Genomic DNA, 12,659 nt, shown 5'->3' on the forward strand with positions numbered 1-12,659 from the left:
TCCAGCGGTTCAGCGTGGCATGGTCCAAGGTGAATCCCCGCTCGGCCAGAATCTCTTCGAGGTCTCGGTAGGAGACGGGATAGCGAACATAGAAAAACACCGCATGCAGGATCGCCGGCTTCGGATAATGCGCACCATTGAGCACAATCAATCCATCGTTCCTCACAAACACTCCGGCAACGCTGACAGATTTCCAAATCCAAAGGAAACGGAAAGTTTGCGACAGAGCCCGCGCGGTGGCGCGGTGCGGATCTGCCTCGCGGACAGGCACGATCCTGGTTCCTTGCCGCAGAGATCGCTCCCTGTACGGCAGACCTCGGTGCTCAGCCGCAGTCCATCGACGGCGATTTCCGATCCGGCGCGCTCAAAGGCTTGCGGTGCGGAGCGCGGCTTGGGTGGCAAGTGAAGACCCGGTCGGACGGATCAACACGATCCGCCGTCGGGTCCGGCGCGCCGAGGGCAGTGATCACCGGCTGGCGACAACCTCCTGCGCGGTGTCGCTGAATGTCAAAACCGGCGCGCGATCGGCCAGCAGGACCAGCGCCGCGTCATGAAGCACAGCGGTGCCGGCGGCGCAGGCATCGGTGACCAGCCGCGCGGACCGCCCCGCATCCGTGGCCTCGATCGCCGTGCCCAGCACGCAACAATCCGTGGCCACGCCGCAGATCACCAGCCCCGCGCCCGCAGGCAGCACCGCCTCGGCCTCCCGCCATTTCGAGAACCTGTGGCTGGCGACCGAGGTTCGCCCGCTCCAGCGCGGATCCAGATCCCAGAGGCCCGCATTCCCGGGCTCCCGCGCGAAGGGATGGCTGCGGTAGTAATCCACCCAGGCACCCTCGGGCTCCTCCGGCGGCACGAAGCGGGTGAAGAGGACCCGCTCCGAGAAAGCCTCGACCAGGGCGCCGACCTTTGCCGCGCAGGCCTCGTAGGTGGGCACGCACCAGGGGCTTGCAGGATCCCCGAAGCCCGGTTGCATGTCGATCACCAGCAGCCAGTCATCCATCGACATTCCGTCACTCCTCCGGCCCGATCACGCCCTTGCGCAGCATGAAGCAGCCGTAGAAGCGCCGCTCGCCAGTCTGCACGACCGCATAGGCCTGCTCTGACAGTTCGTAGAAGGCGAAACGCTCCACCGGGATCAGCGCTCGGTCCGCACCGGCGGCAAGCTTCACCTTGGCCAGCGCCTCCTGCTGCACAATGGGCATCGCCGCGGCATCACCCACGACCTCCATCCGCGCGGCGGCATCCTCGACGAAAGTGTCCAGTGGCATGACGGACAGTATCGCCCCGATTGCCTCGGGCGCGGTGGCCCCATCCATCCGCAGGAGTTCCCCATGCACGGTCTGCTTCGCCACGGCGGCTGCGGGGAAATTCGCATCTGCCACGATCAGCATGTCCCCGTGCCCCATCGCGCGCAGCACGTATAGCAGTTCCGCGCTCAGACGCGGATCAATTCCCTTCAGCATGAAGCCCTCTCTCCCGGCACCTGGGTGCCACAAAACCATGCAACTGCCGCCTGGACAAGCGGAGCACGCCGCATCTGCAGGATCGCTCCCCCGGATCAAACTTGTTTCTATACGAATAATATTGCCGGTTCTAAGATGACTGGCAATCACCACTTCGAACAGCGCAGCAGAAGGTCGGTCAGATGTCGGATAATTTTGGTTGGAGCACATGGACGGCTGAACGCCCGGCAGAGTTCACGCACCTCCCCTCGGGCTTCCGTGTGACGCCGGTGCTCTATTCGGACCGCGCCAATGCGGCCACAGCCCTGCCTGCGGGTGACCTGCTGCGCTACGGCAGGCGGGGGATGCGCGACGGGCACATCGCCTTCAGCACCGATCATGAGGACACCAAGCTCGACTGGGCCTGCCGGCGCACGGCTGAAGACCAACTGGACCTGACCTGGACCTGCCGGGCGACGGGCGAATGGGGCCTGCGCTACTGGGTCTCGATCTCCCTAAGCGGGCCTGAGGGTGCGGAATTCACCTATGACCGCGAAACGGGCGAGACCCTGGCCCGCGTCGGCGATGAGATCATGCGCATCCGCTGCGCCGAAAAACCCTTCCTCGTCACCGTCCATGACGATGTGGAGGGGCTGATCGCGGAGTTCGACAACAAGGGCTATTTCTACCTTGCTTCGCGCGGAACCACCGGCCGCTTCCTGGCCCTTCGCTTCAACCTCGACGAGATGCCGCAGATGCAGGTCACCGTCACCCGTGACGGCCAGCCGGAAGAGCCTTTCGACGCCTCTGACTCACTGCCCGAGGATACCGACCTGGCCTGCAACCCCCAGGCTGCGCTGCAGGCGGTCAACGATGTCCTGGCCTGGAACCATGTCATGGACAGGATCAACGACCGGCCCTACACCGCGCTCACCCGCAACTGGAGCGTCAAGAAATTCGGCGGCTTCGGCGTCTGGTTGAACGACAACCTCTTCCACGCGCTGATGTGGTCGATGATCGACCCCGCCAAGGCCCGCGACAATATCGAGGCGGTCTTTGCATGGCAGACCCCGGCGGGCAACTTCCCATGCCTCGTCACCGGCAATGACGCCTGGTTGGACCGCACCCAGCTGCCCATCGGCTCGCACGTCCTCTGGCAGCTCTACCGCAGCACCGATGATCTCGACGTGCTTCGCTGGGCCTTCCCGAAGCTGCTGGCCAACCACCGATGGTGGTGGGCGAAACGCAGCCTCGGCGAAACCCGGCTGGTCGCCTATGGCACCAGCGCCGACCAGGGCGACGGGCTTTACAAGGGCACCCGGCTGGCAGCCAAGAACGAAAGCTCCATGGACAATATGGCCGTCCATGACGAGGCCGATTTCGATCCTGAAACGGGCCTCCTGCAATCGGCGGACGTGGGCCTGAACTCCCTCCTCGCGCTGGACGGCGAAGTCCTGTCGCACATGGCCACCCTGCTGGGGCTTGAGGCCGAGGCGACCGAGCTGGCCGAAAGTTCCGCCCGCCACAAGGTGCAGATCGGCAGTTGGCTATGGGACGAAACGCGCGGCGTCTTCGCCAACCGGCGCCTCGACGGCCGCTTCGTGCAGGCGCTGGCGCCCACCTCCTTCTACCCGCTGGCCGCCGGGATCGGGACCGAGGCGCAGCTGCAGTCGCTGATCGACAATTACCTCCTGGCCGAAGACAAGTTCGGCGGCCGCTACATCCTGCCCTCTGCCCCTCGCGACCAGCCCGCCTATCACGAAAACGTCTACTGGCGCGGCCGTGCCTGGGCGCCTCTGAATTACTGGGTCTACCAGGGCCTGATGCGCCATGGCCGCGTGGCAGAGGCCTCGGACCTGGCCGACAAGGGCGCCACCATGTTCGCCGCCCATTGGGACAAGCGCCAGTGCGGTGAGAACTACAGCTCGGTCACCGGTGAGATCCGCGACCAGGCCGATACTGATGCCTTCTACACCTGGGGCGCGCTGCTACCGACGCTTTCGGTGCTACAGGTGGTGTCGGACACGGTCTGGGGCGGGCTTCAGATCAACCCGGCGCGGGTGAAGCACAATTTCGGGCCACTGCAAAGCCAGCTCGGCACAGTCGAGGTCACCCGCGAGGGCGACAGCTGGACCCTTCTGATCGGCGGCAACCCCGTCCTGACCGGCACCGGAGCCCCCACCCTCGGCAATCCCGCCTTCGGCACCGACGGTTTCACCGCCGACCTGACCGGCATCACCGCCATGGTGACGCTGGAATTCTGCGGACGGCAGATCGTCTCGGCCAGGCTGGACGGCGCGCCGCTGGCCATCGAGGCCGGGCAACTTGCGCTGACCGCCGGCGGCAAGCTGGATGTGACCTTCGCACCGGCCAAGGCCACCGCCTGACGCCACTCCGAAACGGATACCGGCAGCACTCCCCGGTGCTGCCGGTTTTCTTGTGAGCAAACGTGAAAGAGGCGGTCCGAAGCTCTCAGCCCTTGGCGATGGGAGTCAGGCGGTCCACCTCCCAGGTCAACCAGACCGGCGTGCCTTCGGGGACCTGCGGCAGGTGCCGGTCCAGCGCCACGGACTTCATCCGCCGCCCGGCGGCTTGCACCACGCAGGTGGTCACGGCGCCCGCGAAGACCCGCTGCACCATCTCGCCCTGAAGGCTGCCGATGCCCGGCTCCGTCGGCTCGGTCAGCGAGATCGAGAGGTTCTCGGGACGGATCGCGATCGCCTCGGCACCGCCGGCGGAACCCGGCAGTTGGATCATCCGGCCATCAGCCAGCCGCAGGCCGCCGCCCTCGCGGGTGCCCTGCAGAACGTTGGCCTCGCCCAGAAACTCGGCCGCGAAGATATTCGCCGGGTTGTCGTAGACCTCCCGGGGCGCACCGGACTGGACCATCTTGCCATCCTTCAGGATGCCGATCTTGTCCGACAGAGTCAGCGCCTCGTCCTGGTCGTGGGTCACGAAGATCGTGGTGATCCCGATCTCGCGTTGGATTCGTTTCAGCTCGATCTGCATGTCCACCCGCAGCGCCTTGTCGAGCGCCGAGAGCGGCTCATCCAGCAGCAGAACCCGAGGATTGGTCACGAAGGCCCGGGCCAGCGCGACCCGCTGGCGTTGCCCGCCCGACAGCTCGCCGGGCTTGCGGTGACCCAGGTGTGACAGTTGCACCAGCTCCAGCGCCTCGCCGACGCGGCGCTTTTCCTCGACCGCACCGACCTTGCGCACCCGCAGGCCGAAGCCCACGTTGTCCGCCACGGTCATGTTCGGGAAAAGCGCATAGTTCTGGAACATCATGCCGATGTCGCGCTTCTCCACCGGCACCGTCTCGACGTTGGTGCCGCCGATCCGGATATGGCCGCTATCCGCCAGGATGAACCCGGCGATGGTACGCAAGAGGGTGGTTTTGCCGCTGCCCGACGGGCCCAGCAGGGCGAAGAAACCGCCATCCGGGAAATCCATCGAGACATTGTCCAGCGCCGTCATCTTGCCGAATGTCTTGGTGATGTTTTCTACGAGAACCTCGGCCATTAGCGATCTCCTCCGAAGTTAGAGAACCGGGCGGCGACAAGCATGATCGCCATGGAAACGATGATGATGATTGTCGAAACCGCGTTGATCTCGGGGGTGAAGCCCTGTCGGATCGAGGTGTAGATCAGCACGGGCAGGGTCGCATCGCCGGGCTCGGACAGGAAGTAGGAGACCACGAACTGGTCGAAGCTGACCGCGAAGGCGAAGAGACCCCCGGCGATGATGCCAGGCAGGATCCAGGGCACCGTGACCCGCATCGTGACCGTCCAGGCCGAGGCGCCCAGCGACCGCGCCGCCTCTTCCAGAGTCCGGTCGAAGGTCGAAAGCCGCGCGGTGACTACCACGATAACGTAAGGCAGAGCCAGGGCGACGTGGCCGATCAGGACCGACGGCGTACCGCGCCCAAGGCCGATGCCATAGAAGAAGATCAGCATCGCCGTGCCGGTGATCAGCCAGGGGATGGCGATCGGCGGGAAGAGCAGCGCCTGCAGCACGGTCTTTCCCGGGAAGCTGTAGCGGAAGAGCGCCAGAGAAGCCGCCGTGCCCAGCGTAGTGGCAATGGCTGTCGTGGTGATCGCGATCAGCACGGAGCGCACGGCGGCGGTCTTGATCGCCGTGTTCTCTGCCAGGGCGTGGTACCAGTCCATCGAGAACTGGAAGGGCAGCTGGTAAAAGGGCGAGGCGTTGAAGGACATCAGCGCCATGATGAAGATCGGTGCATAGAGGAACACCAGAATCAGGAGCAGCCAGAGCCGCCCGATCAGTCCAAGCCAGCGACCGCTCATGTCCGCGCCTTCCGCAGGATGGGGCTCGCCACGCCCAGAATCACAAGGACGACGGCCAGCAGGATGAAGGATAGCGCCGCGCCGAGCGGCCAGTTGAAGACGGCGACGAACTGATCCTCGATCACCGTGCCGAAATAGGTGCCGAAGCGGCCGCCCAGGATACGCGGCTCCATGAAAGAGCCGACGACGGGGACGAAGATCAGCACCGATCCCGCCAGCAGGCCGGGCAGCGACAGCGGCAGGATGAGCCGCCACAGGATCGTCAGCTTCTTCGCCCCCATGGAGCGCGCGGCGTCGATCAGGTTGTCGTCGATCGCCTGCAGCGCCAGGTAGGAGGTCAGGATGACATAGGGAAGGTAACTGTGCACCAGCCCGATGACCACGGCCGTCGGGGTGAACATCAGCCCCAGCCGCACATCGAAGGGCAGGATCCAGTTCACCGCCACCTCGAGGATTCCGTTGCCGCGCAGCACGATGGCCCAGCTGAAGATCCGCACCAGCGAATTCGACCAGAACGGCAGGATGATCAGCAGGAACAGCGCCTCGCGCGCGCGGCCCTTGATCACCTTGGCCAGCACCAGCGCGCAGGGATAGCCGATCAACACGCAAACCAGCGTGACGGTCAGCCCCAGCCGGATCGATTTCCACAGCAGCGTCACATAGGTATTGGAGGCGAAGAAGCTGCGGTAATTCTCAAGGGTATAGTGCCAGTCCGCCTCCTGCCCGAAGGGAACTTCGGACAGGAAACTGAAGTAGAGCATGGCGGCCAATGGCAGGAAGATCGCCACCGTCAGCCAGATATAGGCAGGTGAAAGGAGGCCGGCCGCACGGGTCGCATCCTTGGTGAAAAACTTGGCCATGGGCGGACCCCTCCTTGCCGTTTGCCGGGTGTTCCGCGACGTGCCGAACATGCCGTCCGACCCGTCGCGTTGCCGTGCCGCCTTACTGCGCCGCCTTCAGCGACTGCCACAGCTCCAGGTAGGCCTTGCGGTCTTCCTCGGCGACGGGGGCCATAAACTGCACGCGGGCTGCGACCTCGGGGTTGCCGAGGATGCGGCGGTTGAACGCCTCTTCCGGCAGGGCGGCGGCGGCGGCGGTGTTGGCCGAGGCCGGGGCGCCGTTCTTGTCCCATTCCACGTAGAAGGCCGGGTCGATCATCCAGTTGATGAAGGCCAGGGCGGCGTCCGCATTTTCAGAGGTGGCGGGCACGGCCAGTGCATCCAGCCAGCCGATGGCGCCTTCCACGGGGACCACGAACTCGATCGGCAGGCCAGCGGCCTGCGAACGTGCTGCGGAACCGGACCAGTAGCTGGCCACGTCCATCTCTCCAGCGGCCATATACTGGTTCCAGTCGTTTTCCGAACCCCAGAAGGTGCGGATCTGCGGCATCAGCGTGCCCAGCTTTTCCTTCACAGCGTCCAGGTCGTCGATCTGGTTGATGTTCTGGCCGGTGGCCAGCGCCGCCAGCTGCACCGCCTCCAGCGCGTCATCGCGGATCGAGACATGACCGGCATATTTCGGATCCCACAGCACCTCGATCGAGGTCGGGATCTCCTTCACCACGCCGGTGTTCACGGCGATCGATGTCAGGCCCCAGGCCCAGGGCACGCCGTAATGCGCCCCATCCTTGCTGATCGCCGGGTTGGCGGCGAAATCGGGGGCGACATCGGCGTAATTCGGCACTTTCGACAGGTCGATGGGCTGCAGCAGGTTCTCTGCCATCACGTCCGGGAAGAAGGAGGTGTTGATCAGCACCACGTCATAGGCGCCCGGGTTGGTGCGCAGCTTGGTCAGCATCTCCTGTTCGGAGTTGAAGTATTCGTGGATGACCTTGGTGCCGGTGGCCTCTTCGAAGGGCTTGGTGGCAAAGTCCTGGTCGGTGCCGTAGCCCTGCCAGTTCAGCACGCGGATCTCGTCGGCCATTGCGCCGTTTGCCAGCAGCGCCAGCGCTGCGACCAGGGATTTGGTATGGTTCATCTGATGTCTCCATCTTGGTTGGTCTGCTGTTGTCAAACCCGCTTTCTGGCGTGAAGCAGTTGTCTGTACTGCGACGTAGCCTCGCCGTCTGCCCCTTCAGAGGTCGATCCGGTCGAAGAGGCGGATGCATGGCAATTTGCGGGATGCTTCCAGAACTGAGAACAATGCCCCGATCTTTCGGGCTTCGGTTCTTGATTTGCTTATGTACTAGATGTCCTCCCGTCCAATTTTTGTTTGTATAGAAAAAAGGCCGAAAATGGCTGTCTTGCAGGATCGTCCATGTTGCGACGCCATCCCTGGCGCCTTCGGCGTGGCAGCCATGGCTCAGCCCACCGGATCGGTCAGCAGGACCTCAACCTCGGCCCGGGCGGGCGCCGTGGCGGGACCCTTGCGGGTGATGGCAAGAGCAGCCGCGATATTGGCATAGCGCGCGGCGCGCAGCGGATCGCCGCTGCGGGCAAGCTCGGCGATGAAGCTGCCGATATGGGCATCGCCCGCGCCATTGGTGTCCAGCGGCACGACCCGGTGGGCCGGGATCGCGGTGACGTTGCCGCCGGTCGCCAGCAGACAGCCCTCGGCGCCCTGCCGCAGGACCACGCCGCTGCGCGCTTCGGCCAGGGACAGCGCACATGCGGCTGCATCGGCGGAGGGGTGCAGCTCCTGGGCCTCATCCGCATTGGCGCTGATCCAGTCGGCTCGGCCCAGCACGGCGGCCAAATGCGACTGCGGCAGCTCGGCCACTATGGGAGAGGGATCGAAGAGCACCCGGATCCGCGCGGGCAGCGCCGCGATCCAGCCAGCCAGTGCCGCACCATCGGGACCCTCGCGCAGCGAATAGCCGGAGAGCATGACCCAATCGACATCCTCAAGCGCGATCCCCGCCAAGGACGCCTCCGCCAGATGGGTCTCGGCCCCGGTATGGGTGATGAAACTGCGCTCTCCGTCCGGCTCCACCAGCACGGTGCACAGTCCTTGGTCCAACCCTTCCAGCGGTGGGCGGGCGCAATCGATACCGTGCCGCTTCAGCGCGGCGGCGACCATCCCTGCCAGCGGGCCGGAGCCCAGGCTACCCCCCAGCCGCACCTCAATCTGCGCCTGCCGCGCGGCGACCATGGCGTTCAGCCCGCCCCCGGCAGCCATCTCATGCCCGGTCACGGCCACCTCCTTCCCGCGCACGGGGAAGGCTGAAAGCGTGTAGATGCTGTCCACCACCGGCGCGCTCATCTGCAGCAGGCAACTCATGCGGGCTGCTCCTCGGCCAGCCGGGCGCGCATCGCGACCAGCGCGGGGACCAGATCGTCCAGTTCAAGGTCATTGGCCTCCAGCACCTGCGCCTCGGCTGCGGGCGGCAGGGTCAGCCCCGTGGCCCCGCCCATGGCGCCCAGGATCGCGCCGATCGTATCCGTGTCATCGCCGATATTGGCCGCCGCCTGCAGCGCGGACCACAGGTCCCCCTCGTGCAGCTTCATCACGCCGAAGGCGATGGCCACGCTTTCCCGGCTGGCGACAGAGGTGCCGATGTCCGCGATCAGCTGCTCTTCGTCCCCCGCCTCGGCCAGTTTCAGCGCCAGGGCGATGCGGCCCGCTATGTCGGGCTCGCCATAGGCCGCGCCCAGCTCCTGCCCGTTCCGGGCGGCGGCCAGCGCCAGGTCCAGCGCAGCGTCGAATGTGTCGCCCTCGATCCCCGCGCTGACCACGGCGGCCACGGCGCTCGCGGCGGCGATGGCCTCGCCGGTGTTATGGGTGACCCGACAGGTGCGGGCGACCTGTCGCGCGATCAGCCCGGCATCGGGGCGGAACAGCAAGCCCACCGGGGCGATGCGCATGGCGGCACCGTTGGTGGTGCCCTTCAGCCCGGTCTCCTCGGGCGGTGTCCCGGCCTGCAGCGCGGCAATCGCGGCCTTGGAGGACGGCCCCAGCAGATCGCTCAACCCCTTGGCGCGAATGTCGGCCTCCCAGTCCAGCAGGTCCTGCGCCCAGGTCAGATCATCGAAATCGACCGGGGATCTCAGCAGGCGTTTCGCCAGCAGCAGGGTCTGCTCGGTATCGTCGGTGATCTGCGCTGCCGCCAGCCCGTGGGAAACCGGATGCTCCGCCGCGGGCGCCACGAAACCGGTGATCCGCCCGTAGAGCGCCCGGATCCTCTCACGCGGCAGGGTCTGGGACGGCATGCCTAACGCATCCCCGGAGGCAAGGCCGACCAGGGACAGACGCGTACGAGTCAGGGCCGTCTCGGTGAAGGTCATGGCTCAGAACTCCATTCGCAGGGCAAAGACGGCGGGATCGAGGAGGCTTTCGACATATTCGACAACGGCGCCCGCGTCGTTGCGGGACAGACGCTGCAGGTGCAGCATCGGCTCTCCGGCCCGGCGGCCCATCAGGGCGGCATCGGCGTCGGTGAGGCCGGTCAGCACCGTGGCCCGCACCACGCCGCCTGCAGGCACGAGCCCCAGCGCCGCCATGGTCCGGCTCAGGGATCCGCCCGCAAGGCCCTCGGTCAGGACCGGTTGGAACCCGGCCTGCCACGGAACCCGTGACCGCTCAAGCGACAGTGCCTGCCCGGTCTCTTCGCGGAAGCGTATTCGGTCGACGGCAAGCACCTCAGCGCCCCGGACAATATCCGAGGCCTCAAGGTCCATGGCACGACGGTCGATCAGCAGGATCCGCGTCCCCAGCCGGGCCCCCTTGTCCGAGAGCGCCAGGCTCCAGCCTGCGCGGCTGTCGATCAGCTCACCGCCGAAGGTCACGAAGGACCCGATGCCGACGCGGGTCTCTATCAACCCCTTGTCCAGCAGGATCCCCAACCCCTTGCGGACCGTGCTGCGCGAGACGGCGAAGCGCTGGACCAGGCTGTGTTCGCTGGACAGGACCGCGCCGTCGCTCAACGTGCCCGAGCGGATTTCACCCTCGAGGATCCGCGCCACGCGCTCCGCCTTACTCTCTGGAATCGTCTCTTTCATGGATTCTCCCGTCGCCGGTACCCAAGAAGGTACAGAAGCAGACAGGAGCAGACAAGTGCGGACATGGGGCGAATGCCCTCACGGTAGGGATAACGGAAAGCGACAATATCGCCGGGTCAGACATCAGAGATCAGAGGCATGCAAGTGTATCGACCCATTGAAATCCTGCTCATGCTATAGGAAAGGGAATAGCAATGAGCGAGACGATGTCAGAGGCCGTGAAATGGTGGGCGGCGAAGCGCAAGTCAGCGCTGGGGTGTTGTCACTTTAACTCGCTGAGTTTTCAAGTTGGCATGGTGAACTTTGATCAAGCGACATTCGCCGTGGATTTCCACGCCTGGCCACCCGCGAGTGTTCTCAGCAGCTCGGTTTTCGATCCCTTGATGTGTCCGTCGTCAGGTGATTTGGAGCACGAGTGCCTGATCTCGAATGGAGGGTCTGGCTCGTTGGGGTTTCAGTCTATGCCGCTGTCTGGCGGTGCAACAAGCGGCGCTTCTCGATGGTCCTGTCCCTTCTCCCAACCCGACGCGTGGGTGCAGGCAACCGGTTCCATGACATAGTGGTTCATCAATGCCAGGAACCGCGGATGGAACACCCGGTCCTTCGAGCGGGAGACATAGGTCACCATCGTTTTGGGATTGTCGATAATCACCCGTCGCGGAACCCCGCCGTAGAAGGACAGCGCCCGCACAAAAGCATCCAGCACCATCTCCTGGCTCTCGCCGGGATAGGCGACGACAAAGGGCTTGCGACTGTGGCACAGGCGGAAGTGGGCAACCTTCACCTTCTGCTCGACACCGCCCAGGACAACGCGCTCTTCGCTCCAGTCAAACTGGAGGGCATCACCGGCAGCAAAATGCAGGGGGATGAACGCCTCTCCCGATCCGGCATCGGCGCGCTTGAGGTCTCGGACGAAACGCTGAACCGGCGAATAGGACCCGGTATACCCTTCCGACACAAGCTGCTCATAAAGCCTCACGGCCGTTCGCCGCTCCCGGCGCGGACGCTTTTGATCCTGCTCGAAGAGCTCCTGAAGCCGCGTGTCAAATCCATCACAAAGCTTATGACGAGCCGGTGGTGCTTGCCGCTGATAGCTTGGCGGGTTGTCGTCCTTAAGATACTTCTTGATCGTGTTGCGCGACAAACCGGTTGCCCGCGCCACAGACCGGATGCTGCGACCCTCCTGCAAAATCCAAAGTCTGATCTTCGATACACTTTCCATCAATATCACCTGCTCTTTCCTCCGCGCCATTTTGCGCGGATGCTAACGTGGCAGGTGGGTCAATTTTACTCGCTCATAACCCACCCAAGTGGGTCAACTTCGCATGCCGATTCACAAGGAAATCTTGAAGCTGTCTGGAAAGGGGTAGCGCGGAGGCCCGTCCAGGACGCGCCTGATAAGCGCAGATCGCAAAGGCGGACCCCAGACCCCGCCGGTATCGGCAGGGCAGAATCTCCCCGACCTCCCCGGCGCGCCAGTTTCCCCACGCCCGTCAGGCTGACCCACGCAGGACCACGCCCCGCCATAAGAGCTACATCGGCGCGCCTCGTCAGGACAGAGGCGGGGAAGCCCGCTCGTCAACGCTACGCGCACTGCTTCGGCGCGGAATTCCGGGGTTGGTTTCTGTGCCATGATGTTTCTCCTTTGTGGCAAAATACCAAGTCAAAGGAGCGGAACAATTCCGTGGCAGATCCAAACAAGGACCGGACCAATAACCTCTTAGCACGTACTAATTACTGCGCTTGGATATCACTGGGGTAGCAGCGACAGTGGTAATCCCCCCATTTTGAGAGGGGCGCATCAGTAGAATCTAAGCTGCTTTCAATTTCTGCATCGGGGTCACCTGTTCGAGACCACGGTGGCCCGCTGTATCGAAGAGGGCCTGGTCAGCGGGCAAAGGATGGCCATCGACGCCAGCCTGATCGAGGCCGATGCCAACAAACAGAACTCGACGCCGAAGGAAGAGTGG

Annotated in this window: 11 protein-coding genes and 1 pseudogene; 1 reads left to right on the forward strand and 11 read right to left on the reverse strand. The window is 64.5% G+C overall.

Annotated features, from left to right (window positions below; translation table 11 throughout):
* The 3 genes and pseudogenes from AB9K34_RS01550 to AB9K34_RS01560 all read right to left on the reverse strand — a co-directional run.
* Nucleotides 1-199: pseudogene (locus AB9K34_RS01550) on the reverse strand (hypothetical protein); the annotation flags it as partial.
* A 267-nt stretch (nt 200-466) separates the two neighbouring features.
* On the reverse strand, nt 467-1,009 hold the full coding sequence (locus AB9K34_RS01555) for a cysteine hydrolase family protein (RefSeq protein WP_369952700.1): 543 nt from the start codon (nt 1,007-1,009) through the stop codon (nt 467-469).
* Nucleotides 1,010-1,013: 4 nt separating this feature from the next.
* Entirely contained in the window at nt 1,014-1,466 is a 453-nt protein-coding gene (locus AB9K34_RS01560) for an RbsD/FucU family protein (protein WP_369952701.1), read from the reverse strand.
* Nucleotides 1,467-1,648: 182 nt separating this feature from the next.
* On the opposite strand from AB9K34_RS01560, the gene AB9K34_RS01565 reads away from it, so the two are divergent.
* Nucleotides 1,649-3,832, forward strand: a complete 2,184-nt coding sequence (locus AB9K34_RS01565) for a trehalase family glycosidase (RefSeq protein ID WP_369952702.1) — start codon at nt 1,649-1,651, stop codon at nt 3,830-3,832.
* Nucleotides 3,833-3,917: 85 nt separating this feature from the next.
* Here the strand turns inward: AB9K34_RS01565 and AB9K34_RS01570 are convergent, their stop codons facing one another.
* The 8 genes from AB9K34_RS01570 to istA all read right to left on the reverse strand — a co-directional run bounded on the left by AB9K34_RS01570 (nt 3,918) and on the right by istA (nt 11,941).
* Nucleotides 3,918-4,967, reverse strand: a complete 1,050-nt coding sequence (locus tag AB9K34_RS01570) for an ABC transporter ATP-binding protein (protein WP_369952703.1) — start codon at nt 4,965-4,967, stop codon at nt 3,918-3,920.
* Nucleotides 4,967-5,752, reverse strand: coding sequence for an ABC transporter permease (locus AB9K34_RS01575; RefSeq protein ID WP_369952704.1), 786 nt, complete (start codon nt 5,750-5,752; stop codon nt 4,967-4,969). The genes AB9K34_RS01570 and AB9K34_RS01575 overlap by 1 nt, the downstream gene beginning before the upstream one ends.
* Nucleotides 5,749-6,612 (reverse strand): ABC transporter permease, encoded by an 864-nt coding sequence (locus AB9K34_RS01580; RefSeq protein WP_369952705.1) that lies wholly within the window; start codon nt 6,610-6,612, stop codon nt 5,749-5,751. The genes AB9K34_RS01575 and AB9K34_RS01580 overlap by 4 nt, the downstream gene beginning before the upstream one ends.
* An 82-nt stretch (nt 6,613-6,694) precedes the next feature.
* Entirely contained in the window at nt 6,695-7,729 is a 1,035-nt protein-coding gene (locus AB9K34_RS01585) for an ABC transporter substrate-binding protein (RefSeq protein WP_369952706.1), read from the reverse strand.
* A 324-nt stretch (nt 7,730-8,053) separates the two neighbouring features.
* The gene (locus AB9K34_RS01590) at nt 8,054-8,971 is read right to left on the reverse strand and encodes a PfkB family carbohydrate kinase (protein ID WP_369952707.1); all 918 of its coding nucleotides are present in this window, start codon (nt 8,969-8,971) and stop codon (nt 8,054-8,056) included.
* The gene (locus AB9K34_RS01595) at nt 8,968-9,975 is read right to left on the reverse strand and encodes an ADP-ribosylglycohydrolase family protein (protein WP_369952708.1); all 1,008 of its coding nucleotides are present in this window, start codon (nt 9,973-9,975) and stop codon (nt 8,968-8,970) included. The genes AB9K34_RS01590 and AB9K34_RS01595 overlap by 4 nt, the downstream gene beginning before the upstream one ends.
* A 3-nt stretch (nt 9,976-9,978) precedes the next feature.
* The gene (locus tag AB9K34_RS01600) at nt 9,979-10,689 is read right to left on the reverse strand and encodes a GntR family transcriptional regulator (protein WP_369952709.1); all 711 of its coding nucleotides are present in this window, start codon (nt 10,687-10,689) and stop codon (nt 9,979-9,981) included.
* Between the two features lie 454 nt (nt 10,690-11,143).
* Entirely contained in the window at nt 11,144-11,941 is a 798-nt protein-coding gene (gene istA / locus AB9K34_RS01605) for an IS21 family transposase (RefSeq protein ID WP_369952710.1), read from the reverse strand.
* Between the last annotated feature and the right edge of the window lie 718 nt (nt 11,942-12,659).

This window comes from Sedimentitalea sp. XS_ASV28, assembly GCF_041224545.1.
Taxonomy (GTDB): domain Bacteria; phylum Pseudomonadota; class Alphaproteobacteria; order Rhodobacterales; family Rhodobacteraceae; genus Sedimentitalea.

Excerpts from the sequence above, each read along its gene's own strand:
- istA (WP_369952710.1), bottom strand. The coding sequence starts at position 11,941 with ATGGCGCGGAGGAAAGAGCAGGTGATATTGATGGAAAGTGTATCGAAG.
- AB9K34_RS01575 (WP_369952704.1), bottom strand. The coding sequence starts at position 5,752 with ATGAGCGGTCGCTGGCTTGGACTGATCGGGCGGCTCTGGCTGCTCCTG.
- AB9K34_RS01560 (WP_369952701.1), bottom strand. The coding sequence starts at position 1,466 with ATGCTGAAGGGAATTGATCCGCGTCTGAGCGCGGAACTGCTATACGTG.
- AB9K34_RS01555 (WP_369952700.1), bottom strand. The coding sequence starts at position 1,009 with ATGTCGATGGATGACTGGCTGCTGGTGATCGACATGCAACCGGGCTTC.
- AB9K34_RS01580 (WP_369952705.1), bottom strand. The coding sequence starts at position 6,612 with ATGGCCAAGTTTTTCACCAAGGATGCGACCCGTGCGGCCGGCCTCCTT.
- AB9K34_RS01595 (WP_369952708.1), bottom strand. The coding sequence starts at position 9,975 with ATGACCTTCACCGAGACGGCCCTGACTCGTACGCGTCTGTCCCTGGTC.
- AB9K34_RS01570 (WP_369952703.1), bottom strand. The coding sequence starts at position 4,967 with ATGGCCGAGGTTCTCGTAGAAAACATCACCAAGACATTCGGCAAGATG.
- AB9K34_RS01600 (WP_369952709.1), bottom strand. The coding sequence starts at position 10,689 with ATGAAAGAGACGATTCCAGAGAGTAAGGCGGAGCGCGTGGCGCGGATC.
- AB9K34_RS01565 (WP_369952702.1), top strand. The coding sequence starts at position 1,649 with ATGTCGGATAATTTTGGTTGGAGCACATGGACGGCTGAACGCCCGGCA.
- AB9K34_RS01590 (WP_369952707.1), bottom strand. The coding sequence starts at position 8,971 with ATGAGTTGCCTGCTGCAGATGAGCGCGCCGGTGGTGGACAGCATCTAC.
- AB9K34_RS01585 (WP_369952706.1), bottom strand. The coding sequence starts at position 7,729 with ATGAACCATACCAAATCCCTGGTCGCAGCGCTGGCGCTGCTGGCAAAC.